We start from the raw sequence: 23,869 nt of genomic DNA, 5'->3' as shown, positions 1-23,869 counted from the left end.
ATGTTATATTCTTCCTTTATTTTATTTACTATTTAGGATATTTTGTGCTTCTTGGATATAAATCAACGCTTCTTCTATGATCTTTTTAGAATAAGCAGGTCCATGAACACCCCAAGATCCATCTTTTTCTAGTCTATCAGCTATGGCTTGAGCTTGATTAGTTAGGCTTAAGACTTTTGATTTTTGTTCTACTGAAAGTTTAGTTTTTTCAGCAAAAGTTTTATCAATGTTTGCTATGCCTTGTCTGATTTTTTCATAGCCTTCTTTAACAGGGTTTTGCCACTGCATAACTTTATCATAAATCATTTCTTGATTGCTAAAATGAAGTTTTTCAGGCAGAGTTGATTGGACTGGACTATGGCAACCACTTGCACCAGGTCCCATTAGATTGATATCGCTAAAGCTTGTTCTACCACAACTCCACATCAAATCAAGGAAAAATCTACCCTCATCATCTCTAGCTATAGTCCAACCACTTACTTTAGGAGATCTTTCTTTGCCTTCTGGTGGATTTAGTGTTTTTGCGGTTTTATCTACTTTGATATTCCAAATATGTGAAGCTCTTACATTATCAAAACCGCCTTTGTCAGGGTTTTGAACCGCACCAAAGTTTTCGCAACTCATCATATTTGGCATATGGCAAGCTGTACAATTGTCTTTTGCGTGAATTCCACCTTTTTTGAAAAAGCTAGCTTGTGTTTCATGGCAGTCTTTACAAGTTTTTTTAAGTTTTGTTTTAGTATATCCACTTTTCCAATCATTAAAGGTTACTTCATGTGGATCATGGCAAGTATTACATCTCATGCCTTTATCATAGTGTGCTGAAGAATACATCTGTGCACCTTCGGTTCCACATGCAGGACAGCTTGACTTAAAGTATGCATTAAATGGTTTTCTAGGATTGATTTTAGCATCAGTTTCATTGTAAGAAAATCTTTGATGGCATCTTTCACAGTTTGATGGCATACCCGCACCTCTTGCACCATAAAGGTGAGCTCCAGCTCCATGGCATTCTTCACAAGTAATACCTTTTGAAATGGTGTGTTTTTGAAGTTCTTTTGGATTGCCTAAGGCTTTGTAAAATTCTTCTTTGCTTTTAAAGTCAAATTTGAATGTGTGACAAGTTTCACAATATGCAGTTGCAGGTTGAAATACCGCTTTTTCTTTATAAGTTGCAGCATAGGAATTTGTCCCCCAAACTTGAGAACCATTTCCACCAAAGTCTTCCATTTTGGTAGGGAAACCCGGGGCAAATGCTGCTATTTTTTGTGCCATTTCAGGTGTTAAAAACTCACTCCAAAGTCTTGAAAATTGATTACCACCAGCAGTTAATTTACCACTTAAATCACTCAAATTTCCATCTTCAACATGGTAAGTTCCACGCACAAGCCATCTATCTATAAAGCCGTATTTTGTTCTTGGAGTTCCAATGAGTGCATAAACATCATTAGGGTAAATTCCATCAGGTAAGATAGTAGCTTGAGAATTATACATAGGTTTTTTTAAACCATCAGCTCCGCCAACTTCTTCCATTTCGTGTGGAAAACGCACGGTTTTAGCATGGCGAGATCTTTCCCAAGAAGCATACTGTGCAGGGTGGCATTCACCACATTTTTTTGGGCCTACGAATTTATTTGGAAAATCCAAAAAAGACTCATAAGGCAAACGATACGTAATAGAAGCTTGTTTTAAATCATGTTCTTTTGCAAATTTAGCACCGTTTTGATTAACAACCCAATTTTCCGTTCTATCGCTATGGGTAAATTTACCCACTAAACGACCTTCTTTTTCATACTTGAAAATAGGGTGGTTTTTGTAAAGATAGTCAAAAAATGCATCTTCTTGAGCCACGTAACCATCAAGGGTTCTAGGCTCTGAAGAAGCAAAAGTTTGCGTACCCAAACCAATGCCCAAAGCCAAACAAGCAAAAGTAGCGACTTTAGCTAGATTGTGTTTCATAACTTCCCTTTCATGTAGTTTTTGTTAAAAGATAAAAATGGTATTATTTATTATCCATTAACTTTAAAACATAATTTTGACTATTTTTTAATAAAAGTTAACTTAAAAAGCGTAATTTATTAACAAATTATTAATATAATTAATAATAATTATCAAATAGAAAGAGAAATGATAGTTTTTATTAAATTCTACTAATGGTACCAACCACCTTACCAACGATTAAAAAATCACCATTTTGGTAATGTACATCTGCATAGCTTAGATTAAAAGAGTGTAGATAAACTCCTCCTTTATTACTTTTAAAAATTTGTTTGATAAATAAACCATCTCGGGTATTTACCGCAAAAACTCCACCTTCTTTAAAGCTTTTGCTTTTATCTATTAAACACAAAGAATCATCTTTGATTTCAGGTTCCATGCTATCTCCTATACATGGAATGATATCACAATCTTTAGAGCCAAAAAAATCACTAAGCTTTTCATCTATAATCACTTCAGAAAAACTTACATTATCATTTAAAGCCCCACCTCCCATAGAGGCATTAACATCATAATATTTTAAAACATTATAGTTTAGATCAAGTGAAGGAGTATTGCTCTCAAGAGAGTCTTCATAAAAAAATGCATTGATATTGATATTTCTTTCATTGAGAAAATGAAGTATTTGTTTATAAGGTATGGAATTTCTAAATTTCATACTATAGAAAGTATCGGGGTTGATATTTAGCATTTTAGCTACATCAGAATCTTTGGCGTTTTTTATGCCTTCTTTTTGGAGTATAAATTTTAGTTTATCGGTAATTTCATTCATTTGCATAAAAATCCTTTTAAATAAAAGGTATTTTAGCAAAATTTCTTTTATTTTACAAGATATCTTTTAAAACAAAAGATTTTAGCTTCCAGAATTTTAAAATAAAGGAAGCTAGATAAAAGTTAATGGTTGATCAAGCTTTTGATGTATTGATCTGCCATGTATAGGCCATTGCCATTGTCGCTTATGAGTTTGATTTTATCTACAATGCCTCTAAAAAGTGCTTCTTCTTCGTGCTGTTCGCTTACGTACCATTGTAAGAAGTTAAAAGTAGAATAATCTTTGCTTGAAAGCATAAAATCAACGAGATTATTGATAGAAGCAGTAATGCTTTGCTCATGCTCGAAAGTTTTTTCAAATACATCAAGTAGTGATTTAAATTCACTATCAGGTTTTTTTACTTCTTTTAATTCTACTTTAGAATCAGTTTCGTTTAAATAAGTGATGAGTTTTCTTGCATGATCGCTTTCTTCTCTTGCATGCTCAAACAAAAACGCGCCCGCACCATCAAAACTATGCTCATAGCACCATGAGCTCATGCTTAAATACAAATTTGCTGCATACATTTCTTTGTTGATTTGCTCGTTTAATAAAGCCACTACTTCTTTTGAAAGCATTTTTTCTCCTTGTGTAAATTATTTCATTATATTAATCAGAACTAGATTAAAAATACATTAATAAAGATTATAGATCAATATTAAAAGAAAAAATGCTACCTTTTTGTGGATTAGATTGAATTTTTAAAGAACTTTTGTGTAAAGCGAGTATTTTTTTAACTAAAAACAATCCTAGTCCAAAAGAGTTATTTTGTGTTGAACTTACTTTGTAGAATTTTTTTGTTATCAATTTAAGATGTTTTTCTTCTATGCCTATGCCTTGATCTATGATAGTAAAATTTTGATTTTTTATGATGATTAACACCTCTTTTTTGCTGTATTTTAAGGCATTGTCGATTAGATTAATGATGACTTGTTCTATGAGAAATCGATCTGCTTTGATAAAGCTTATTTGGCCTTGAATTTTTAATCTATCATCTTTGAAACTTTCTAGTAAATTTTTACTTAAAGCATATAGGTCAAATTTTTCCAAATTTAAAGAATCAAAATTAAGATTAAAAACAAAATTGAGCTTGTGTGTTAGTTGGTTAATTTTTGCGCTTTGTTTGTGAATTTTTTCAAGTAAAAATAATTTCATATTTTCATCATTAGTTTCTTTTAAAGATTGCAGGCTCAAATCTATGACACTTATGGGGTTTTTAAGTTCGTGCGATATAGCGCTGATTACATTGCTTAGTTGGGTGTTTTTGGTTTGAATTTTTTTAGCTTGTTTTTTGTTTTTTAATTCTTGTTTGATGAGTATTTTTTTGATTTTCAATAAGCGTAAATTTAATTTTTTTAATTCATAGAAAAAATTATAACTTGTGGTAAAACTAGAATTTGATTTGATGTTTTTAACAAACAATAATAATTCTTGAAAATAAACTTTAAAATACTTAAAAACAATTAAATAAAACACAACAAGCACAAGTAAAAAGAAAGAAAAAATTATAATGTTTTTGATCCAAAAATTTTGCACCAAAGAGTGTATTTTAGGATAAACGATGATGATATATTGGTAATTTTTATAAGTATAAGCTTTAAAATAAATTTCTTTTTGCTTGTAAAAATTATGAGTAAAATCAGCTTTGAAGTGATTTAAAAAATAAGAATAATCTTTTAATGATGAAAAAATAGTATCATCTTGCTTGATGATAAAATCTGCTCTAGTTTCTAGGGCAAATTGGTTTATATTGTTAGAATTTAATGTATCTAATAACTGAAATTGTAAAACATCATTGAGTGTTTTTAGTTTTTGCTCATAGGTATTTTTTACTGTAGTGTTAATGTAGCTTTCATTAAAAAAATAAAACAATACAAAAAAAGCGATACAAAAAGATCCAAGTATAAAAAAGAAAAATGTTTTTATTTTTAGCACAATTTATAACCTACCGAACGCACTGAAATGATATTTTTTTTAATCTGTGGAATTTTTTGTTTTAATCTTAAAATAGCTGTATTGATCGTTTTATCACTTGTTGTGTCATTTTTCCACACTTGCTCGCTTAAAAACTGACGGCTTAGAAGTTGATTTTTGTGATTAAAAAAACACTTGAGTAATTCCACATCTAAGGTTGATAAGTTTTCAAATGTATTTGTTTGATAGATTAATCTTCTTTCATCGATGTATAAAGTAAAATCTTGATAAGAAATTTGTTCTTTTGGAGTTTTATTTCTTTTAGTTACGGCTTTGATTCTAAATAAAAGCTCATTAAAATCAAAAGGTTTGCATATATAATCATCACAACCTTGTTCAAAACCCTCTAAAATGTCTTTTTGTAAAGTCTTTGCGCTAAGAAAAATTACAGGCTCTATATAGCCTTTTTTTCTTAATTGTTTGATTAATTCTACACTATCGCCACTTGGCAGGTTTCTATCCATGATAATCAAGTCTATTTCATTGGTATCTAAAAAGGTCTCTAAGTCAAAAAAATCAAAATAACTATAAATTCTCATACTTTCTTGACTAAGTCTTAGTGTGATTAATTCGTTTAAGTCTTTATCATCTTCTATCAAAATAATATTTAACATATAAAAATTATATCAAAAAATACATGTATCCAAAATGTTTCCAAGTTTTTTTAAATTTGCATTACTTTTTAACTAAGGAGAAAAAATGAAAAAACTTTTAGCTTTAAGTATGGCTTGTTTTGTTAGCTTAAATGCAGCAGAATTAAAAATAGCAGGTTCATCTACTGTGTATCCTTTTACTTCTTTTGTTGCTGAAGAATATGCTGTTATAAAAAATACAAAAACACCTATAGTTGAAAGTATTGGCACGGGTGGCGGTTTTAAAGTGTTTTGCGAAGGAATTATTGATATTTCTAATGCTTCAAGAGCTATTAAACTGAGTGAATTTGAAACTTGTAAAAAATCAGGTGTAAGCGATATAGTCGGCGTTATGATAGGTTATGATGGCATAGTTTTAGCACAAAATAAAATCAACACTCCATTAAATATAAGCTTACATGAGTTATTTTTAGCTTTGGCTAAAGAAATTCCACAAGATGGAAAATTAATCCCAAATCCTTATACAAATTGGCAACAAATCAATAAAAACCTACCAAATAGAAAAATCACCATTTATGGTCCTCCATCAAGTTCAGGAACAAGAGATAGTATAGAAGAACTTGTAATGGTAGATATTTCTAAAAAAATTCCTGAATATAAAGGTGCATATAAAACTATACGCCAAGATGGAGTTTTTATACCAAGCGGAGAAAATGATAATTTAATTATTTCAAAACTTTCTGTTGATAAAGAAGCTTTTGGGCTTTTTGGATACGGATTTTTAGCTAGTAATGATGATAAGGTTAATGCTGTATATATTGACAATGTAAAGGCTGATGAAAAAAATATTTCTAAAGGAAAGTATAAGTTAGCGCGTTCTTTGTTTATATATATAAACGCTAAGAAAAATCCCGAAGTATTTGAATTTGCAAAAATTTATATGAGTGATGATCTAGCTAAAAGTGGAGCGGAATTAGAAAAAATAGGATTGGTTCCTTTGGATGAAGAAACTTTAAAAGCAACCCAAAAACATATAAAAGAAAAAACTTTATTAACTGATGAGCTTGTTAAAGCTGGAAGAGTTTTTTGATTTAGGATGTAAAATTGATAAAAGAAAAAATAATAAAACTAACGCTTTTTCTTTGTGCTTTTGTTAGCGTGATCGTGAGTTTTGCTATTATGCTAACAATTTTAATCGAGGCATTGAAGTTTTTTCAAAAAGAAAGCGTGTTGACTTTTTTATTTTCAAGTCAGTGGGCAGCAGATGCTGCATTTGTAGGTGCTGATGGAAGTAGTAAGCACGGAGTTTTTGGTGCTTTGAGTTTGTTTTGGGGAACTTTTTATATTTCTTTTATAGCGATGCTAACAGCCTTGCCTTTGGGTGTAATGTGTGCGATATATCTTGGAGTATTTGCAGGTAAAAAATCTAAAAATTACTTCAAGCCTATTTTAGAAACCATAGCAGGAATTCCTACAGTTGTCTTTGGGTTTTTCGCAGCTATAGTGGTGGCACCTTTTATAGTATGGTTTTTTTCTTTTTTGGGTATTAAAGCAAGTTTTCAAAGTGCTTTAGGTGCAGGTTTTATCATGGGTGTTATGATAATTCCTATAGTAGCTTCGCTCTCGCAAGATTGCATTGAAGCGGTAAGTTTAAAAAGGATCAATGGTGCATATGCTTTAGGTATGACCAAAAAAGAAGTTATCTTTGCGGTGATTTTACCAGAAGCAATGCCAGGTATAGTCGCAGCTTGTCTTTTGGGGCTTTCAAGAGCTTTAGGAGAAACGATGATAGTTGTTATGGCGGCTTCATTGCGTCCAAATTTAACAATGAATTTTTTAGAAGATATGACAACAGTAACCGTCAAAATAGTAGAAGCATTAAGCGGTGATCAAGCTTTTGATAGTTCTTTAGCTTTAAGTGCATTTTCTTTAGGGCTTGTGCTTTTTATCATTACTTTAATCATTAATATTTTTAGCGTTTATTTGATAAATCGCTTTCATAAAAGGAAAAATTTATGAGAAAACTTTTTAAGCAAAGAAAAAAAGCTTCGAAAAATTTTAAAAGATTTTGCAAGATGGGATTTTATATCAATCTTATCTTTCTTTTTGTTTTTTTATCAAGTGTAGGATATCTAGGTATAGGGGCTTTTAAGCAAACTTATATTTATGTAGAAGCTGATAGAAATAATCCTTCTTATGAGCTTTTATCGCGCGCTGAACAAAGAAAAATAAGAACAGGTCAAGTCAAAGAAAAATCTTGGCTTTTGGCAAATTCAGAAGTAGATCAGTATATGAAAAAAAATTATAATAAATTAAATGATAAGCAAAAAAATCTAGTTGATGAATTAGTTCAAAAGCAAGAAATTAAGCTAAGCTTTAATACAAATTTCTTTTTTAATGGAGATTCTAAGTCGCCTGAAAATTCAGGAATTTTTGCTTCTGTGGTTGGAACCTTGCTTGTGATGGTAGTATGCATGGTAGTTAGTGTGCCAATTGGAGTTGGAGCAGCTATTTACCTAGAAGAATTTGCTCCACAAAATGCATTTACCCATTTTATCGAGGTGTGTATAAATAATTTGGCTAGCATTCCTAGTATTTTATTTGGACTTTTAGGACTTGGAGTGTTTATCAATCTTTTTGGGATACCTCGCTCAAGTGCTTTGGCTGGAGGACTTACTTTGGCGATCATGAGTTTGCCTATTGTTATAGTATCTACCAAAGCGGCTTTAAAAAGCGTAGATATTAATATGAAAAACGCTGCATATGCTTTAGGTATGACTAAAGTTCAAATGATTAGAGGTATTATGTTGCCTTTAGCAATGCCTATGATTTTAACAGGTTCTATTTTAACTCTAGCAGGGGCTATTGGTGAAACCGCACCTTTGATGATTATAGGTATGATAGCTTTTATACCTGATGTGGCAAATAGTATTTTTGCACCAACAAGTGTTTTGCCTGCTCAAATTTTTTCATGGTCGGCTATGCCAGAGCGTGCATTTTTAGAAAGAACAGCAGCGGGAATTATCATGCTTTTACTTTTATTGGTAATATTAAACTTAGCTGCAATACTTTTAAGAAGATATTTTCAAGGAAAATTAAAATGATAGCAAAAACAACAAATCTTAATTTATTTTATGGTAAAAAACAAGCTTTATTTGATATTAATATGGAAATTAAAAAAAATAAAATCACAGCTTTAATAGGTGCTTCAGGTTGTGGAAAATCCACATTTTTGCGTTGTTTTAATAGGATGAATGACAAAATAGCTAAAACCGATGGCCTTGTAGAGATCGAAGGAAAAGATGTTAAAAACCAAGACTTGGTTATGCTTAGAAAAAAAGTTGGCATGGTATTTCAACAACCTAATGTTTTTGTAAAAAGCATTTATGATAATATTTCTTATGCTCCAAAACTCCATGGAATGATTAAAAATAAAGATGAAGAAGATGCTTTAGTAGAAAAATGCCTTAAAAAAGTGGGGCTTTTTGAAGAAGTAAAGGACAAATTAAAACAAAACGCTCTAGCACTTTCAGGCGGCCAACAACAACGTCTTTGTATCGCAAGAGCTTTGGCTATAAAGCCAAAATTATTGCTTTTAGATGAACCAACTTCTGCACTTGATCCTATATCTTCAAGTGTAATAGAAGAACTTATTAAAGAATTAAGTCATAATCTTTCTATGGTTATGGTAACACACAACATGCAACAAGGTAAACGTGTGGCTGATTATACTGCATTTTTTCATTTAGGGGAGCTGATAGAATTTGGAGAGAGTAAGGAATTTTTTGAAAATCCTAAAGAAGAAAAAACAAAAGCTTATTTAAGTGGATCTTTTGGGTGATTTTTGTTTGTTTGGAAAATTTTGATGATATAATTAATCAAATTTTCCAAAAGGCTTAACATGCTTAAAAATGAAACTTATTTCATAGATTCTTGTGATGATGTAGAATTAAATATAAAAAGAGAAAGTAAGCTAGAATATAGAATCACTTATGATGACAGTAAAGAAATGAAAGCGATAGTTTTTATCATAGGTGGTTATGGAGCTAATGCAAATATACATTTTTTAGAAAGTTACCGAAAATTTATTGCTAAAAAATTTGATGTAGTAGCTGTAAATGTTTTTTATCATTGTTTTTGCCAAAGAAGATCTGATGTGGAGAAGTATAGCGCTGAAATGACTTTTTTGCTAGATGATATAAGGAAATTTGAAAAAGCCTTTGAGGAATTTAAAGTTGATTTTGAAATATTGAATAATACAACTAGTATAGAAAAATATTACCATGTTCTTGATCAAAAAATGACTGCACTAAAAGACAAAGGTTTGTTGGATAGGGATTATAAAGTTGATTTATCTGTAACTTTTGTTCCGCCAAATAATGAGTATCAAAATTTTGCCATTATGCCTGCCATTGATCATATCAATGCTTTAAAAGATATTGTGAAAAATTATCCTCAATTTAAATCTTTACCAAAAATTTATGGAGGGGGCTCATATGGTGGCTTAGTAGCGCTAATGTGTGCGAAAATAGCTCCTTGGTACGTAGATGGAGTGATAGATAATTCTGGGGCTGCTTTACCGCCTTTGAGGTATATTGTAGGAAGAGATTTAAATCAAGGAGATGCAGTTTTAAATGAAGATGAACTTAATAGTAAGGTTTATTGTTATGTAGAAACCTACTGGACACGCAAAGATCCAAGCTCACCTTATTATTTTGCTGATGAAAACTACCTAATAAGAGCTTTGTTGAACAAGGATCACTTGATTTTGCAAGCACAAAAGAACAAAAACATCATCTATACAAGTTATCATAGTGCAAAAGATGACTTAACCCCATCTGATCATAAAAATTCAATGATGGAAATTTTAAAAGCATTGGGTTATGAGGTGGATTTTCATTTGATTGATGAGGAAAATATAGATGGTAAATTTGTAAAAAATTTAACTCATGGTTGTGGAATTCCTGATAAGGCTTTATTTAATAAAGAATTGCCTATTTTGCTTGAAAAATTAAAAGATAAGACATTTAGTATGAAAGAAGATAGCATATCTTATCCTTGTAAAAATAAAGTCTTTACTTTTAAAGATAAAGGTGATAAATTTATTTTAGAGATATTATAAAGCTTACAAAAAGTAATTTTTAAGTAAAATTACTTTTTATACTTTCAAAATTTACTATCATAAAGAGTATTCATGGCAAGCAAACAACTTTCGCTTAAGCATCTTAGTATGCCTATACTACTTGAAATGTTTTTAAGATATTTTTCTTTGATTATCAATACTGTGATGGTTTCGCAGTATTCTAACTTTTTAGTTGGAGCTATGGGCGCGGGTAATCAGGTGGCTGATTTGTTTATCATTATTTTTAGCTTTTTAAGTGTAGGTTGTAGTGTGGTAATCGCTCAAGCTTTAGGAGCTAAAGACTATACTCTAGCTAGAAAGGCCATTCATCAAAGTTTATTTTTAAACGCACTGATTGGACTAGTGTGTGGAAGTTTGATTTTATGGCATGGAGAGTTTTTGCTTCATCTTTTACAAATTCCAAATGAACTTTTAAAAGATAGTGAAATTTACTTGCATATGCTTGGAATTTGCTTGTTTTTTGATGCTATGGGTATAGTATTAGCTGCTATTGTAAGAGTATACAATATGGCTTATTGGGTTATGTTTACTACTTTGTTAATGAATGTTGTGATATTCATAGGAAATTTTTACGTGTTGCATTTTACTAAGTTAGAGCTTTTTGGAGTAGGGCTTAGCAATATAACAGGGCGTGCGATATCTTTTTGTATGCTTGTGGGTATACTTAGCTTTAAGCTTAAAATTCATTTAAAATTTAAAGAAATGATAAGTCTTGAAAAAATGGTTTTAAAAAAGATACTCAACATCGGTGGGTTTGCAGCAGGGGAGCATTTGATATGGTTTATCCAATACACCATTGCTTTTGCCTTTGTGGCAAGTTTGGGTAAAGAAAGCTTAAGTGTCCAAACGATTTATTTTCAAATTTCTTTACTCATTATGCTAGTAGGACAAGCTATAAGCGTAGCTAATGAAATCATCATAGGTAAACTAGTGGGTGCAAGGTATTTAAATGTAGCTTATAAGCATACTTGGATAGCGCTTTATTTTAGTGTGATCGCAAGTGCTTTTGTGGCTTTGTTAAATTATGTTTTGCAAGACTTTACCATGGGTGTGGTGAAACTTGAAGAAAATTTAAAAGAACTAATGATACCACTTTTTACTCTTTCGATTTTTTTAGAAATTTCAAGAACTTTCAATATAGTCATGGTAAATTCACTAAGAGCTACAGGAGATGCTAGATTTCCGTTTTTAAGTGGAGTGGTATTTATGCTTGGGGTGTCTTTGCCGGTAGGTTATGTGCTTTGTTTTTATGCAGGACTTGGAATGCTAGGAATTTGGATAGGATTTTGCGCAGATGAGTTTTTACGTGGTATTGTAAATTCTTATAGATGGAAAAGTAAAAAATGGCAAAACAAAGCATTAGTATAAAAGGAATTTTAGAATTTAAAGAATTTCGTTTTACATATGAAAAGAAAAAGCTAAAATACCTTAGGCTTCGAGTAGATAGAAACTTAAATTTTAAACTTAGCATACCACTATACTATGAACAAAGAGATGTTTTGCACTTTTTAGAAAAAAATGAAGCTTGGATAAGAGCCAAGGAAAAAGAATTAGCTTCAAAAAGAGTGGTTTTGTCCGAAGATGAAGTGTATTTTTTGGGAAAGAAATTTCATTTGGTTTGGGGTGAAAAATACAAAAAAGTACGAATTCAAAAAGATAAAATATACGCAAAAGACCAAAAACACTTGCAAACTTTTATAAGACAAAGTGCAAGGATTGTTTTTGAATTTTTTATCCACAAGTGGCAATTTGCTTTTGATAGAAAAGTGCAAAGAATTTGCATTAAAGAAATGGTCTCAAGATGGGGTTCATGCAATCATCAAAAAGCATATATAAACTTAAATTTAAAACTCATGCAAAAACCCATAAAAGCAATAGAATATGTCATTGTTCATGAGTTAACTCACTTGATCTACCCACATCACCAAAAAGAATTTTACGACTTTTTGTATCGTTTGATGCCAGATTATAAAGAAAGGGAAGTGTTTTTAAAAACTCTTATTTTTTAATTGTATTTTAAAAATATATTGATTAAAATAAATAGTTTTTAAATATATTTTTAAAGGAAAGACAATGAAAAGAAGAAGTTTGTTAAAAATAGGCGCTCTTGGTTTAGCTACTATGCTCTTTAGTGCGGTAGCATTAAACGCAAAGTCAAACGAAATGATTAATTTTTCAAAAGACAAACAAAAGGCTTTATTGCTTTCAAGTTCAGGTTATAAAAATACAGGATATTTAAATCATGCCTTGCCTTGGCTTAAAGAATTTGTTGAAAGAAATAACTTAAAAGGTAAAAAAGTAGCCTTCATTCCTTATGCAGGTGTACGAAAAACTTACGATCAATATGAAGCACAAGTTTCTAAAGCCTTAGAAAGCTTGGGACTTCAAATAATTAGCGTGCATAGGGGTAATGCTGCTGAGATTATTAAGAATGCTGATGCAATATTTGTAGGTGGTGGAAATACTTTTGAATTAGTTAATCAACTCTATAATAACAACCTAGTAGAACTCATTGCAAAAAGAGTAAGTGAGGGTGTGCCTTATGTGGGTTGGTCAGCAGGTTCAAATGTAGCAGGTGCGACTATGAAAACAACTAATGATATGCCTATTGTTGAGCCAAAATCTTTTAATACTTTTAATATCTTCCCACATCAAATCAACCCACATTTTATCTCCGGTAAGCCAGCAGGACATAATGGCGAAAGTCGTGAAGAAAGATTAGAAGAGTTTTTGATCGTAAATCCTAGTGTAAGTATCTATGCTTTACCTGAAGGAGTTGCCTTGCTACTTGATGGTAAAAAAGCAAAAGTATTAGGTATGGATAAAAATGCACCGCTTTTGAAATTTGAAAACAAAAAAGCAATTCAAAAAATCGCCATTGATTCTGAATTTAATTACTAAAAATAAAGCTATCTAGAATTAGATAGCTTTTTAAGCTTTCCTTAGAATTAAAATTGTTATATTTATGTTTTTAAAAAATTTTATTTTTAAGGTTTTTGATTTGCTTTTAGAAATTACTTTTAATTATAAATCCAAAAATGACATTTTTGAATATTTACTTGGTTATTATGCTAAAGATTACACATATCACTATGAACAAAAAGATGAAAAAATCACCATTAAGGTAAAAGGCGAGAAAGATGAAATTCAAGCATTTTGCACTACTTTAGAAAAAATCAGCCATAGCGTGTTTTTGAATAAATTTGATTTAAAGCTTATAGAAGAAGATTTCACACCTATAAAAAAAGAAAAAAATTTCACTAAAAGAAGTTTTTTAACTAGACTGAATGCAAATGCATACACCCAAGGTGAACTTTTAAGCAATGAATGGGGCGTTTTTGTAGATGAGGAATTTAAAATAGAAAATGAGTTTATAAAAATCACTAAAGAAAATTTCCATGATAATTTAAAAAAAGCTTTAGAGAGATTAAAAAAACAAGAAAAAATATATTTTAAAAATTCAAAAGGAGTGTATGTTTTTGAAATTTTTAATGATAACTTAGATGATTTTTTAATCCCAAGCGATCCAAAACATATCAATGCATTTTTTTCATGCAATAATGAGCAATTTAAAATTTTAGCAGGGGTTGAAAAACCTCTAATGAAACTTAAGTTTAATGCTATTTTTAGACAAAACCACTCACCAACACAAGAGTATTTTAAAATCAAACTTTATGATAATCTTTTTTTATTTGCAATATGCTATGAGTTAGAAAAAGAAGGAGTGAAATTTTTAAATTTCAAAAAAATAGAGCATTTTGAAGATGATTTTGAAGTTGCTTTCATAGAAAATGAATTGCTTGTGTGCAAAGGATATGATTATATTTTACCTGAATTTAGAAATTTGATTTTTCAAAAAGAAGATAAAAATTTTGCAAGAATTTCTTGTATATTGACTGATTTTAAAGATAAAAAAACTTTGCTTTTAGAGCTTAGCAAGGCTTATGATGATGTTATTTTACTTGATAAAGAATTAAACCTTTTAAAACTTTCCCTGCCAAAGAGCTTTGATGAGTTTTATAAAACTATAAGTCAAGATGATGTTGCTAAGAGATTGCTAGCTAATTATGAAAAAGAATTTACTCTAGTGCAAAAAGAGTTTAATGTTACTAATAGTTTTTTTAATCTTTTTGGTATGATAGGTATGATTTTAGAACTTGATAAAGATGTGCAAAAAGCAGCATTGGCGCTTTTGGCTTTAGCAGATGAAAGCAAAATGGCAAAAGGTGTTAGGATAGACTTTAAGCTTAATGAGCAAAAAGAGTTTGATTATACTAAAACCTTAAGAAGCGTGATGAGCTTTAAGCTTGCAGGGGTGGAAAATCAAATCATAGCACTAGGTGTGGTTGAGAGTTTGGCATATTTTTTAAGAGATTTATTTGATGATTTAAAAGCTAAAAATCAAGTAGATTGTGTAGTGCTTAGTGGAAGTTTGTTTGAGCATAAAAGCCTTAGTAAGAATGTATTTAAACATATTCCTTTTTTTAAGTTAAGTGATGTCCCACTTTGGATATGAAATTCACATCAAAGGACTAGTGCAAGGAGTTGGCTTTCGTCCTTTGGTTTTTAATATAGCTCAAGAGTTACACTTAAAAGGTGAGGTGTATAATGATGGCTTGGGTGTTGTAGTGATCCTTGTATGTAATCAAAGTGAAGTTTTAACTTTCAAAGAAAAGCTTTTTTTGCATTTGCCACCTTTAGCGCGAATTGATGAGTTTGTTTTTTTTGATAAAAAAATTGATAAAAATTACGATAGTTTTATTATAAATCATTCACAAGATGGTGAAAAATTTAGTCCTATTTTAAGTGATTTTGCTCTTTGTAAAGACTGCTATGAAGAATTTTATGATGAGAAAAATCCACGTTTTAAATACCCTTTCATCACTTGTACAAATTGCGGGCCGAGGTTTTCAATCATTAAACAACTTCCTTATGATAGAGCTAATACTACTATGGAACAATTTAGCATGTGTGCTTTTTGTCAAAGCGAATACAAAGACCCAGCTAATCGTCGCTTTCATGCCCAGCCTCTTTCGTGTCCAAAATGTAAAATTACAATCTTTTTAAAAGATAAAAACCAAAATATTTTAGCTCAAGATGAAGAAGCTTTTATCCTGCTTGCAAAGTTTTTAGAGCAAGGTAAAATCATAGCTTTTAAAGGTATGGGAGGATTTCACTTAATTTGTGATAGTACAAACGAAAACACCATCATAGAACTTAGAAAACGCAAAAACCGCCCTAAGAAGCCTTTTGCTATTATGGTGAAAGATCTTGATATGGCTCAAAAGTTAGCTTTTATTAATAAATTTGAAGCAAAGCTTCTCACTTCAAATTTAAAACCTATTGTGATTTTAAATAGTAAAAATATCCATCAAGTCTTGGCACCTGATACCGATAAAATAGGCATTATGTTAGCTTACATGGGGACGCATTTAATGCTTTTTGAACATTTTAAAAAACCTATCATCGCAACGAGTGCCAATTTAAGCTCGCAAAGTATCATCTATAAAGAAACAAAACTTTTAGAACAGCTTAGCGATGTGTTTGATTTTTATCTTGATTATGATAGGCAAATACAAAACTCAAGTGATGATAGTATTGCCCAAGTTATTAACGATAAGGTAATGTTTTTAAGAACTTCAAGAGGTTTAAATCCACTTTATATTAATACTAAAAATATTTTTAATTCTAAAGAAAATATCCTTGCTTTGGGAAGTGAATTAAAAAACGAATTTGCGTGCTTTTTTAAGGATCAAATTTTCATTTCTCCCTATATAGGTGATATGAAAAATTTAGATATCCAAGAAAGATTTTTGAAAATTTTACACTTTTTTCAAAAGGCATATGGGGTAAGCTTTGATCAAGTTTTGTGCGATAAACACCCGCATTTTGCTTATGTAAAACAAATAAATCATGATGAAAAATTTATGATACAACATCATTATGCACACTTGTGTGCATGTTTATTTGAACATAAAATTTACAAAAATGACGTTTTAGCTTTTGTATTTGATGGTACAGGCTATGGAGATGATGGTAAAATTTGGGGCGGAGAGATTTTTAGGGCAAATCTAAGAAATTATACCAGACTAAGCCATTTTAAAAATTTCAAATTAATTAATGCTGATATTAAAAATATCGCAAATTTAGCTTTATCTTTGATTTTTGATTTTAATTTAGAAAGCGAAGCAAGTTGGTTTTTGGGTCAATTTTCTCAAGTAAAATTAAACAATCTTAAAAAAATTCATACTCAAAGTTCTTTGTATACTAGTTCTCTTGGCAGAATTATCGATGCTTTTGGAGCGATTGCCTTTAATCAAGAAAAACTAGACTATGAAGCACAAATTGGGCTTTTGATGGAAAAATACTACAATCAAAACCTTGATTATAGCTATAAATTTGACATCAAAGATAATGAAATATGTTTTAAAAATGCTTTTTTGCAAGCTTTAAAAGATCAAGACAAGGTTAAAATTAGCACAGGATTGATCAATGCTATTGTAAATTTGATCATAGAATACTCAAAAAATTTCAAAGAAGAAGTGATTTTATGTGGCGGGGTATTTCAAAATAAAACACTTCATATGGTATTATCTCAAAAAAATTTCTCTTATAAAACTTCTTCACAATATCCTTGCAATGATAGCTCCATTGCGCTTGGGCAGCTTGTGCATTATTTATCATTAAAAACTTAATCAAACTCATATTTTTTTAATACTTTTTTATATAAAATAAACAAAAAATATAAAAAGGATATCTTATGTGTAAAGACTGTGGCTGTTCTATCAATGGACATGATCATAACCATGATCACCATCATGAAAATCCAGCTTTAAAAGAAGAAAAAACTATTCATATTATTAGTAAAATTTTATCAAAAAACGACCATCAAGCCTCGCATAATAGAGAACATTTTAACGAACATGGCACACTTTGTATTAACTTGATGAGTTCTCCAGGTAGTGGAAAGACAACACTTTTAGAAGAAACGATAAAAAATTTAAAAGATAGCTTAAAAATAGCTGTAGTTGAAGGAGATTTAGAAACCAATAACGATGCAAACCGCATTATCAAAGCAGGGGGCTTAGCTCATCAAATTACCACAGGACAAACTTGTCATTTAGATGCTTTTATGGTACATGATGCTTTACATCATTTTAAACTTAGTAAACTTGATATAGTTTTTATCGAAAATGTAGGAAATTTGGTATGCCCTGCAAGCTATGATTTGGGTGAGCATTTAAATGTAGTTTTGCTTTCAGTTACAGAAGGTAGCGATAAGGTAGAAAAATATCCAGTGATGTTTAGAAAAGCAGATTTGCTAGTTATAACCAAAGCAGATTTAGCTCAACACTTTGACTTTGATTTTAAAGCTGCTTCCATGGCAGCTAAAAGATTAAATCCTAAAATCGACATCATGATCTTAGATAGCAAAACAAAAACAGGTTTTGATCTTTGGTTGAATTACTTGAAAATGAAAAAGGAGCTTCATTAATGTGCCTTTCAATACCTTCTAAAATTTTAGAAATCGATGAATTAAATTCAGCTATAGTCGAGACCTTAGGAGTTAAAAGAAGAGTAAGTTTGGATTTGATAAGCGAACCTTTAAAAGTAGGTGATTATGTGCTAATACATGTAGGTTTTGCTATGGAAAAAATTGATACGCAAGCTGCACAAGAAAGTTTAAAAATTTATACAGATATAGCAGAAAAAATGCAAAATGGACAAATCGATGAAAATGAAGGCGATATGGGATTAAAACATGGATTTAATTAATGATTTTAGAGATAAAGAAAGGATTTTAGCCCTAAAAGAGCTTATCGCTTCTAAGATTACCAAGCCTATTAATATTATGGAGATTTGTGGAGGGCATACACATAGTATTATGAAATTTGGTTTGATTGATTTGCTACCTAAAGCAATCAATTTTATACATGGACCAGGTTGCCCTGTGTGTGTCATGCCAAGAGAACGCATAGATGTAGCTTTAAAGCTTGCAAGTATGCCTAGTACTATTTTTTGCGTCTTAGGTGATATGTTAAAAGTACCAGGAAGCCATGAGAGTTTAATCGATCTTAGAGCCAAAGGAGCAGATATTAGAGCACTTTACACCCCTTTAGATGTTGTAGATATTGCTTTAAAAAATCCTGAAAAAAATGTGATATTTTTTGCCATAGGTTTTGAGACAACCACACCTATGAGCGGAGTAATCTTAAAAAAAAGCATAGCTTTAAATTTAAAAAATTTATTTTTTCATATCAACCATGTGCTAGTTCCACCCGCAGTAGAAGCTATCATGCAAGATGAAAATGTAAAAATCGATGCATTTTTAGGACCTTCTCATGTTAGCGTTATCACAGGAACAAATATTTATGAGCCTATTGCTAAAAAATACCAAACACCTATAGCTGTAAGTGGATTTGAACCAGTTGATATTATGCTTAGCGTATTGAATATAGTAGAACAAATGAATGCTAATACTTTTGAAGTTTACAATGAATACTATAGAGTAGTTAGCAAAGAGGGTAATATAAAAGCCAAAACTTTAGTAGAGAAATACTTTCAAGCTTGTGATTTTGAATTTAGAGGTCTTGGAGTGATTGCAAATGGTGGGCTTTGTTTAAAAGATGAATTTGCGCATTTAGATGCTAGTAAGGTATTTGATTGTGAGGTAAATAGCAAAGATGAAAGCAAAGCATGTATTTGTGGTCAAATTTTAAGAGGTTTAGCCAAGCCTTATGATTGCAAAGTATTTGCAAAAGCTTGCACCCCTAAAAATCCCATAGGAAGTTGCATGGTATCTAGCGAAGGAGCTTGTGCGGCTTATTATAAATACTATCAAGATAAGGTTTAAAATGAAGCAAATTACTTTAGCCCATGGTGGTGGTGGTGAAGAAATGAATGCCTTAATCGGCGAAATTTTTTCTATTTTTAAAAATGATGTTTTAAATGAAGCAAACGATGCGGCTATTTTAGATGATTTGGCTTTTAGCACAGATTCTTTTGTGTTAAATCCTATTTTTTTAAAAAATGTAAACATAGGAAAACTTGCAGTTTGTGGTAGTGTAAATGATGTATTGATGGTGGGAGCAAAACCTTTGTATTTATCATTAGCTTTGATTTTAGAAGAGGGTTTTGAGATAGAAAAGTTAAAAATCATACTCAAATCCATAAAAGAAGAATGTGATAAAGCAGGGGTGAAATTAGTTTGCGGAGATACTAAAGTCGTTCCTAAAAATAAAGGTGATGCGATATACATCAACACTTCTTGCATAGGAAAAAACATACAAAAAATCAACACCAAAGACATAAAAAGTGGTTGTAGTATATTAGTTTCTAGAGATATAGGAGCACATGGATGTGCGGTTTTAGTTGAAAGAAATAATCTAGAAGCAAATATTGACAGTGATTGTAAATGCTTAAAAGAAGAAGTTTTAGCGCTTTTAGAAGCTGATATAAAAATCAAAGCAATGCGTGATGCAACGCGTGGTGGACTTAGTGCGGTGTTAAATGAATGGGCTAAGTTGAGCAATTTAGAACTTATGGCATATGAAGAAAAAATTCCAGTTTGCAATGAAGTTTTAGGAGTTTGCGAGCTTTTTGGATATGAGCCTTATGAACTTGCTAATGAAGGAACCTTTATATTATGTGTAGAGCAAAAAGATGAACAAAAAGCATTAGAAATCTTAAAAAAGTTTAATGCTAATGCAGCTATTATAGGTAAAATCACAGCCAATGAAAAGGCAAGGGTGATTTTAGAAAATGCCTATGGAGCAAAGCGTGTTTTAGAAGCTCCAAAAGGTGAACTTTTACCAAGAATTTGCTAATGCATGAGTTAAGTATTACAGAATCTTTACTAGAACTTTGTGAAGAATATGCCCAGGGCAAAATAGTCGAAGAAGTACATGTAAAAATAGGGCGCTTAAGCGGTGTTGAGGCTGCGCTTTTACAAAGAAGCTTTGAGACATTTAGGGAAAATAGCCCCTTGTGCAAAAATGCCAAATTTATCATGCATCTTCAAGAGGTGGTAGTGGAGTGTCAAAAGTGTCATTTTAGCGGGGTGCTTGAAAATAATATCTTTTGGTGTCCAAAATGCGAAGATAAGAATTTAAAAATTATCGATGGGGAGGAGCTTTATCTTATGCAACTTGTGTTAAAAGAAGATGAGAAATAAAGGTGGTATTTTGCATAGTGAAATCATTTTAGGTGCGGGTTGTTTTTGGTGTACGCAAGCTGTATTTGATGAGATTAAGGGTGTAGTGTATACAGAAGTAGGTTATATGGGTGGCAAGCCAAACCCAAGCTATGAAAGTGTAGTAAATGGCGATGGAAATATAGAAATCACTAAAATAGTATATGATCAAAAAGAAATTACACTAGAAAAAATTTTAGAAGTTTTTCTAAAAATGCATGATCCTACAAGTATTGATAAACAAGGAGCGGATGAGGGAATTCAGTATCGTTCAGTCATCTTTTACCAAGATGAAACACAGTTAAAAATCATTAGTGATTTTTTGCAAAAAGCACAACAAAATTATGAAAAAACCTTAGCGACACAGGTTTTGAAAGCAAAAAAATACTACAAAGGTGAAGATTATCATCAAAAATATTTTAAAAACAATCCTGATCAGGCTTATTGTCGATTTGTCATTGAACCTAAAATTAAAAAAATAAAAACTTGCATATAAAAATAAATGATTTTATAAGTAGTTTTAAAAGCCTTTTTACAGGCTTTTAAATTTTAGTGGCAACCACAACCGCCGCATCCACAACTTTGGTTAAAAAAGTTTTCTAAAGCTTGCATATTTGGTAATTCAGTAACTTCATTTACAAGTTCTTTATATACAACCACACCATCTTTTACCACAAATACAGCTCTAGCTAGAATTCCCTCAAGCGGACCATCTGCCATTAAAACACCGTATTTTTCACCAAATTCTTTAGAAACAAAATCACTTGCAACGGTTAGATTATCAATACCTTCGGTTGAACAAAAACGACCCATAGCAAATGGCAAATCCATACTTACTACGATTACTTCAGCGCCACTTGCTGCTGCTTTTTTATTAAATTCTCTAGCTTCAGTAGCACATACTGGAGTATCAAGGCTTGGTACGCTGATAATAATTTGAGTTTTACCTTTTGGAGCGATTTCAACACCTGAAAGATCTTTGGCTTTTAGAGTAATGTTTGGTGCCATATCTCCAACTTGAACATTATTTCCTTTTAAACTTACTTTATTTCCTTTGAATAATACGCTATTCATTTTTTTCTCCTTAAATGATTTATATTAATCATAATATAAAAAGATTAATAAAGTCTTATTTTTTTTCTTCTTTACACATACCTGCTTCGATTAGAAAACATGAAGGCTGATAATTGCTTTTTTTTATCTTATCGTATTTTGCATAGCTTAAGTATAAAGTATCTTTAGCTCTAGTAACCGCAACATAAAAAAGTCTTCGTTCTTCTTCTAAGCTTCCACCCATGCTCATGAGTTTTTGGTTAGGAAATCTTCCTTGCGCAAGATCTATAACAAACACAAGCTCAAATTCAAGCCCCTTGCTAGCATGAATACTTAAAAGATTAACCCCGCTTCCACTACTCATTTCACTAGCACCAAGGGTGAGAAAGTTATAGTATTTGTAATTATCACTATAATTTTTAGCCAATTCTTTTAATACAAACATTTTTGCATTGATTTTTTCTAAAATTTCACTTTTTTTATTTAAATCAACATTAGAATTTTTATTAGTCGCTCTCTTGGTTGCTAAAATATCACAAATTTCTTTAAAATAATCATTTTCTAAAATCAAATTTACAAGCTGGCTTGAAACCTTACATTCACTAGCTTTTTTTATAAAAAGATAAATTTTTTCAAGATTTTTTGCGCAAAATTCATTGATCTTAGGCAGGCTTAAAATAGGGTGGGTGTTAAACTCACTTTCTAAATTAAATCTTGATGGAGAAGCTAACTCTTCAATATCATCGAATAAACCCAATTGATAACTTTGTTTTTTGTATTTTTTTAAACTTACACTAGTGTCAGGATTTAAAAATCCTTTAATTAAACTAGAATGTCCTAGTTTTAACAAAGCATCAAAAATATCTTTAGCTAAAACCCCTCCAACTCCTTTGGTATATTCAAGTAAATGGATAAAAGCCATGATGTCTTTTGGATTAAGCACGATCGCAAGCATGGAGCAAAAATTCTTCACTTCTAAACTTTCAAAAAAACTCCCACCGCCTTTTCTTTTACTAGCTATGCCAAGTTCTCTTAAGGCTACTTCTATACCATCAGCACTTGAGTTATTTCTAAAAATAACAGCGATTTCATCTAAATTAACTCCACTTTGTAGAATTAGCTTTGCGATGGTGGAGTATTGATCAAATAATTCGTTAAATGTTAGTAAACTTGGTGCTTTAAAGTCTCCTTCTCTTGTTACGATTAATTCTTTAGGATATAGTCTTTCATTATTTAAGATGACTTTATTAGCTAGTGCAAGAATATTTTTACTAGAGCGATAGTTTTTATTTAAAGTAAAAATATTTGCATCCACAAATCTATCTTTAAAACTTCCTATAATGGAAATATCTGCTCCATTAAAAGCATAAATGCTTTGATCATAATCCCCCACACAAAATAAACTTTTACTATTAAACGCGTCAATAAGTGAACCTTGCAAGGTATTAGTGTCTTGATATTCATCTACTAAAATTTCATCAAATTCGAAATGATGTGAAGATAAAACGTGTTTTAGTTTAATCAATAAATCATTAAAATCCACATAGTTAAAACGTGCTTTTTCTTCTTCATATTCTTTTAAAATATCTTCATAAATTTCAGCATAAACAGCTTGTTCATCATAGTTTTGACAAAACCAGTTGTAAAATTCATCTAAATTTGCATTGGTATTTTGAAATAAAGAATACACATCATATAAATAACTTGGCATATAAGGCTTAGTGTCGCTTAAATGATGAAAAGTGCGTTTTTCAAAAATAGAACGCAAAAGAATTTTAAGCTCACTTGCTGGTTTTAAAATGATATCATGGTTTAATTCTTTAAGCAAAGTATAGGCGGTGCTATGAAAAGTTCCTGCGGTAATTTTTGAAGTAATGCTTTTGTCAAAATACCTCCCAAGTCTTTCAATCATTTCTTTGCTTGCTTTGTTAGTAAAGGTTAATAGCATGATTTTTTCAGGCTTTATGTCATTTTGAAGCAAGAATGCTATTCTTGCAACAATAGTAGAAGTTTTGCCTGTGCCTGCACTTGCTATGATTAGATTATGTCCAAAAGGGGCACTAGCAGCTTTGTATTGTTCTTCATTTAAACGTGATAAGGGCATG

General features: G+C 30.9%; 23 protein-coding genes. 16 read left to right on the top strand and 7 right to left on the bottom strand.

Annotation, left to right across the window (positions count from 1 at the left end):
• Window positions 1-21: 21 nt before the first annotated feature.
• The 5 genes from A0083_RS04340 to A0083_RS04320 all read right to left on the bottom strand — a co-directional run bounded on the left by A0083_RS04340 (window position 22) and on the right by A0083_RS04320 (window position 5,397).
• Window positions 22-1,959: a multiheme c-type cytochrome gene (locus A0083_RS04340; RefSeq protein WP_197552382.1), complete on the bottom strand. Its 1,938-nt coding sequence runs from the start codon at window positions 1,957-1,959 to the stop codon at window positions 22-24.
• Between the two features lie 181 nt (window positions 1,960-2,140).
• Window positions 2,141-2,776: a S24 family peptidase gene (locus A0083_RS04335; protein WP_197552380.1), complete on the bottom strand. Its 636-nt coding sequence runs from the start codon at window positions 2,774-2,776 to the stop codon at window positions 2,141-2,143.
• A gap of 116 nt (window positions 2,777-2,892) precedes the next feature.
• A complete protein-coding gene (locus tag A0083_RS04330; protein WP_120759113.1) occupies window positions 2,893-3,387 on the bottom strand; it encodes a ferritin in 495 nt (164 codons plus the stop codon).
• 67 nt (window positions 3,388-3,454) lie between these two features.
• The gene (locus tag A0083_RS04325; protein WP_197552378.1) at window positions 3,455-4,744 is read right to left on the bottom strand and encodes a sensor histidine kinase; all 1,290 of its coding nucleotides are present in this window, start codon (window positions 4,742-4,744) and stop codon (window positions 3,455-3,457) included.
• Window positions 4,738-5,397, bottom strand: a complete 660-nt coding sequence (locus A0083_RS04320) for a response regulator transcription factor (RefSeq protein ID WP_197552376.1) — start codon at window positions 5,395-5,397, stop codon at window positions 4,738-4,740. The genes A0083_RS04325 and A0083_RS04320 overlap by 7 nt, the downstream gene beginning before the upstream one ends.
• Before the next feature lie 85 nt (window positions 5,398-5,482).
• Here A0083_RS04320 and A0083_RS04315 point away from each other — a divergent pair, with 85 nt between their 5' ends.
• The 16 genes from A0083_RS04315 to msrA all read left to right on the top strand — a co-directional run bounded on the left by A0083_RS04315 (window position 5,483) and on the right by msrA (window position 21,207).
• Window positions 5,483-6,466 carry a substrate-binding domain-containing protein gene (locus tag A0083_RS04315; protein ID WP_197552374.1) on the top strand — a complete coding sequence of 328 codons (984 nt, stop codon included), beginning with the start codon at window positions 5,483-5,485 and terminating at the stop codon, window positions 6,464-6,466.
• A 14-nt stretch (window positions 6,467-6,480) separates the two neighbouring features.
• Window positions 6,481-7,395: a phosphate ABC transporter permease subunit PstC gene (gene pstC / locus A0083_RS04310; protein WP_120759106.1), complete on the top strand. Its 915-nt coding sequence runs from the start codon at window positions 6,481-6,483 to the stop codon at window positions 7,393-7,395.
• Complete coding sequence (pstA, locus tag A0083_RS04305; protein ID WP_197552372.1) at window positions 7,392-8,480, top strand: phosphate ABC transporter permease PstA; 1,089 nt, start codon at window positions 7,392-7,394, stop codon at window positions 8,478-8,480. The genes pstC and pstA overlap by 4 nt, the downstream gene beginning before the upstream one ends.
• Window positions 8,477-9,217: a phosphate ABC transporter ATP-binding protein PstB gene (pstB, locus tag A0083_RS04300; RefSeq protein WP_197552370.1), complete on the top strand. Its 741-nt coding sequence runs from the start codon at window positions 8,477-8,479 to the stop codon at window positions 9,215-9,217. Before pstA ends, pstB begins: the two co-directional genes overlap by 4 nt.
• 60 nt (window positions 9,218-9,277) lie before the next feature.
• Window positions 9,278-10,498 (top strand): DUF2920 family protein, encoded by a 1,221-nt coding sequence (locus A0083_RS04295; RefSeq protein ID WP_197552368.1) that lies wholly within the window; start codon window positions 9,278-9,280, stop codon window positions 10,496-10,498.
• A gap of 72 nt (window positions 10,499-10,570) precedes the next feature.
• Window positions 10,571-11,887 (top strand): MATE family efflux transporter, encoded by a 1,317-nt coding sequence (locus A0083_RS04290; protein WP_197552366.1) that lies wholly within the window; start codon window positions 10,571-10,573, stop codon window positions 11,885-11,887.
• Window positions 11,863-12,528 (top strand): M48 family metallopeptidase, encoded by a 666-nt coding sequence (locus A0083_RS04285; RefSeq protein ID WP_197552364.1) that lies wholly within the window; start codon window positions 11,863-11,865, stop codon window positions 12,526-12,528. The genes A0083_RS04290 and A0083_RS04285 overlap by 25 nt, the downstream gene beginning before the upstream one ends.
• A 64-nt stretch (window positions 12,529-12,592) precedes the next feature.
• Window positions 12,593-13,420 (top strand): dipeptidase PepE, encoded by an 828-nt coding sequence (pepE, locus tag A0083_RS04280; RefSeq protein WP_197552362.1) that lies wholly within the window; start codon window positions 12,593-12,595, stop codon window positions 13,418-13,420.
• A 100-nt stretch (window positions 13,421-13,520) separates the two neighbouring features.
• Window positions 13,521-15,035 carry a Kae1-like domain-containing protein gene (locus tag A0083_RS04275; protein ID WP_197552361.1) on the top strand — a complete coding sequence of 505 codons (1,515 nt, stop codon included), beginning with the start codon at window positions 13,521-13,523 and terminating at the stop codon, window positions 15,033-15,035.
• Window positions 15,016-17,214, top strand: coding sequence for a carbamoyltransferase HypF (gene hypF, locus A0083_RS04270; protein WP_197552359.1), 2,199 nt, complete (start codon window positions 15,016-15,018; stop codon window positions 17,212-17,214). The genes A0083_RS04275 and hypF overlap by 20 nt, the downstream gene beginning before the upstream one ends.
• A gap of 65 nt (window positions 17,215-17,279) precedes the next feature.
• On the top strand, window positions 17,280-18,014 hold the full coding sequence (hypB, locus tag A0083_RS04265) for a hydrogenase nickel incorporation protein HypB (RefSeq protein WP_197552357.1): 735 nt from the start codon (window positions 17,280-17,282) through the stop codon (window positions 18,012-18,014).
• Window positions 18,014-18,295, top strand: a complete 282-nt coding sequence (locus A0083_RS04260) for a HypC/HybG/HupF family hydrogenase formation chaperone (RefSeq protein ID WP_120759090.1) — start codon at window positions 18,014-18,016, stop codon at window positions 18,293-18,295. Before hypB ends, A0083_RS04260 begins: the two co-directional genes overlap by 1 nt.
• Window positions 18,282-19,373, top strand: a complete 1,092-nt coding sequence (gene hypD, locus A0083_RS04255) for a hydrogenase formation protein HypD (protein WP_197552355.1) — start codon at window positions 18,282-18,284, stop codon at window positions 19,371-19,373. The genes A0083_RS04260 and hypD overlap by 14 nt, the downstream gene beginning before the upstream one ends.
• A gap of 1 nt (window position 19,374) precedes the next feature.
• Window positions 19,375-20,346: a hydrogenase expression/formation protein HypE gene (gene hypE, locus A0083_RS04250; RefSeq protein WP_197552353.1), complete on the top strand. Its 972-nt coding sequence runs from the start codon at window positions 19,375-19,377 to the stop codon at window positions 20,344-20,346.
• Window positions 20,346-20,693, top strand: a complete 348-nt coding sequence (locus A0083_RS04245; protein WP_120759084.1) for a hydrogenase maturation nickel metallochaperone HypA/HybF — start codon at window positions 20,346-20,348, stop codon at window positions 20,691-20,693. The genes hypE and A0083_RS04245 overlap by 1 nt, the downstream gene beginning before the upstream one ends.
• On the top strand, window positions 20,683-21,207 hold the full coding sequence (msrA, locus tag A0083_RS04240; protein ID WP_197552351.1) for a peptide-methionine (S)-S-oxide reductase MsrA: 525 nt from the start codon (window positions 20,683-20,685) through the stop codon (window positions 21,205-21,207). Before A0083_RS04245 ends, msrA begins: the two co-directional genes overlap by 11 nt.
• A gap of 53 nt (window positions 21,208-21,260) precedes the next feature.
• Here msrA and tpx read toward each other — a convergent pair whose 3' ends face one another.
• Window positions 21,261-21,785, bottom strand: coding sequence for a thiol peroxidase (tpx, locus tag A0083_RS04235; RefSeq protein WP_120759072.1), 525 nt, complete (start codon window positions 21,783-21,785; stop codon window positions 21,261-21,263).
• 55 nt (window positions 21,786-21,840) lie between these two features.
• Window positions 21,841-23,868: an ATP-dependent helicase gene (locus A0083_RS04230; protein WP_197552349.1), complete on the bottom strand. Its 2,028-nt coding sequence runs from the start codon at window positions 23,866-23,868 to the stop codon at window positions 21,841-21,843.
• Window position 23,869 lies beyond the last annotated feature (1 nt).

The sequence above is a fragment of the Campylobacter sp. 2014D-0216 genome (assembly GCF_014931215.1).
Classification (GTDB): Bacteria; Campylobacterota; Campylobacteria; order Campylobacterales; family Campylobacteraceae; genus Campylobacter_D.
This window is presented reverse-complemented; position numbering and strand designations above follow the sequence as displayed.

What these genes read in the sequence shown, in the direction of transcription:
- A0083_RS04340 (WP_197552382.1), bottom strand. Translation starts at nt 1,959, where the DNA reads ATGAAACACAATCTAGCTAAAGTCGCTACTTTTGCTTGTTTGGCTTTG.
- A0083_RS04335 (WP_197552380.1), bottom strand. Translation starts at nt 2,776, where the DNA reads ATGCAAATGAATGAAATTACCGATAAACTAAAATTTATACTCCAAAAA.
- A0083_RS04330 (WP_120759113.1), bottom strand. Translation starts at nt 3,387, where the DNA reads ATGCTTTCAAAAGAAGTAGTGGCTTTATTAAACGAGCAAATCAACAAA.
- A0083_RS04320 (WP_197552376.1), bottom strand. Translation starts at nt 5,397, where the DNA reads ATGTTAAATATTATTTTGATAGAAGATGATAAAGACTTAAACGAATTA.
- A0083_RS04315 (WP_197552374.1), top strand. Translation starts at nt 5,483, where the DNA reads ATGAAAAAACTTTTAGCTTTAAGTATGGCTTGTTTTGTTAGCTTAAAT.
- pstA (WP_197552372.1), top strand. Translation starts at nt 7,392, where the DNA reads ATGAGAAAACTTTTTAAGCAAAGAAAAAAAGCTTCGAAAAATTTTAAA.
- pstB (WP_197552370.1), top strand. Translation starts at nt 8,477, where the DNA reads ATGATAGCAAAAACAACAAATCTTAATTTATTTTATGGTAAAAAACAA.
- A0083_RS04295 (WP_197552368.1), top strand. Translation starts at nt 9,278, where the DNA reads ATGCTTAAAAATGAAACTTATTTCATAGATTCTTGTGATGATGTAGAA.
- A0083_RS04290 (WP_197552366.1), top strand. Translation starts at nt 10,571, where the DNA reads ATGGCAAGCAAACAACTTTCGCTTAAGCATCTTAGTATGCCTATACTA.
- A0083_RS04285 (WP_197552364.1), top strand. Translation starts at nt 11,863, where the DNA reads ATGGCAAAACAAAGCATTAGTATAAAAGGAATTTTAGAATTTAAAGAA.
- pepE (WP_197552362.1), top strand. Translation starts at nt 12,593, where the DNA reads ATGAAAAGAAGAAGTTTGTTAAAAATAGGCGCTCTTGGTTTAGCTACT.
- hypF (WP_197552359.1), top strand. Translation starts at nt 15,016, where the DNA reads ATGTCCCACTTTGGATATGAAATTCACATCAAAGGACTAGTGCAAGGA.
- hypB (WP_197552357.1), top strand. Translation starts at nt 17,280, where the DNA reads ATGTGTAAAGACTGTGGCTGTTCTATCAATGGACATGATCATAACCAT.
- A0083_RS04260 (WP_120759090.1), top strand. Translation starts at nt 18,014, where the DNA reads ATGTGCCTTTCAATACCTTCTAAAATTTTAGAAATCGATGAATTAAAT.
- hypD (WP_197552355.1), top strand. Translation starts at nt 18,282, where the DNA reads ATGGATTTAATTAATGATTTTAGAGATAAAGAAAGGATTTTAGCCCTA.
- hypE (WP_197552353.1), top strand. Translation starts at nt 19,375, where the DNA reads ATGAAGCAAATTACTTTAGCCCATGGTGGTGGTGGTGAAGAAATGAAT.
- A0083_RS04245 (WP_120759084.1), top strand. Translation starts at nt 20,346, where the DNA reads ATGCATGAGTTAAGTATTACAGAATCTTTACTAGAACTTTGTGAAGAA.
- msrA (WP_197552351.1), top strand. Translation starts at nt 20,683, where the DNA reads ATGAGAAATAAAGGTGGTATTTTGCATAGTGAAATCATTTTAGGTGCG.
- tpx (WP_120759072.1), bottom strand. Translation starts at nt 21,785, where the DNA reads ATGAATAGCGTATTATTCAAAGGAAATAAAGTAAGTTTAAAAGGAAAT.
- A0083_RS04230 (WP_197552349.1), bottom strand. Translation starts at nt 23,868, where the DNA reads ATGCCCTTATCACGTTTAAATGAAGAACAATACAAAGCTGCTAGTGCC.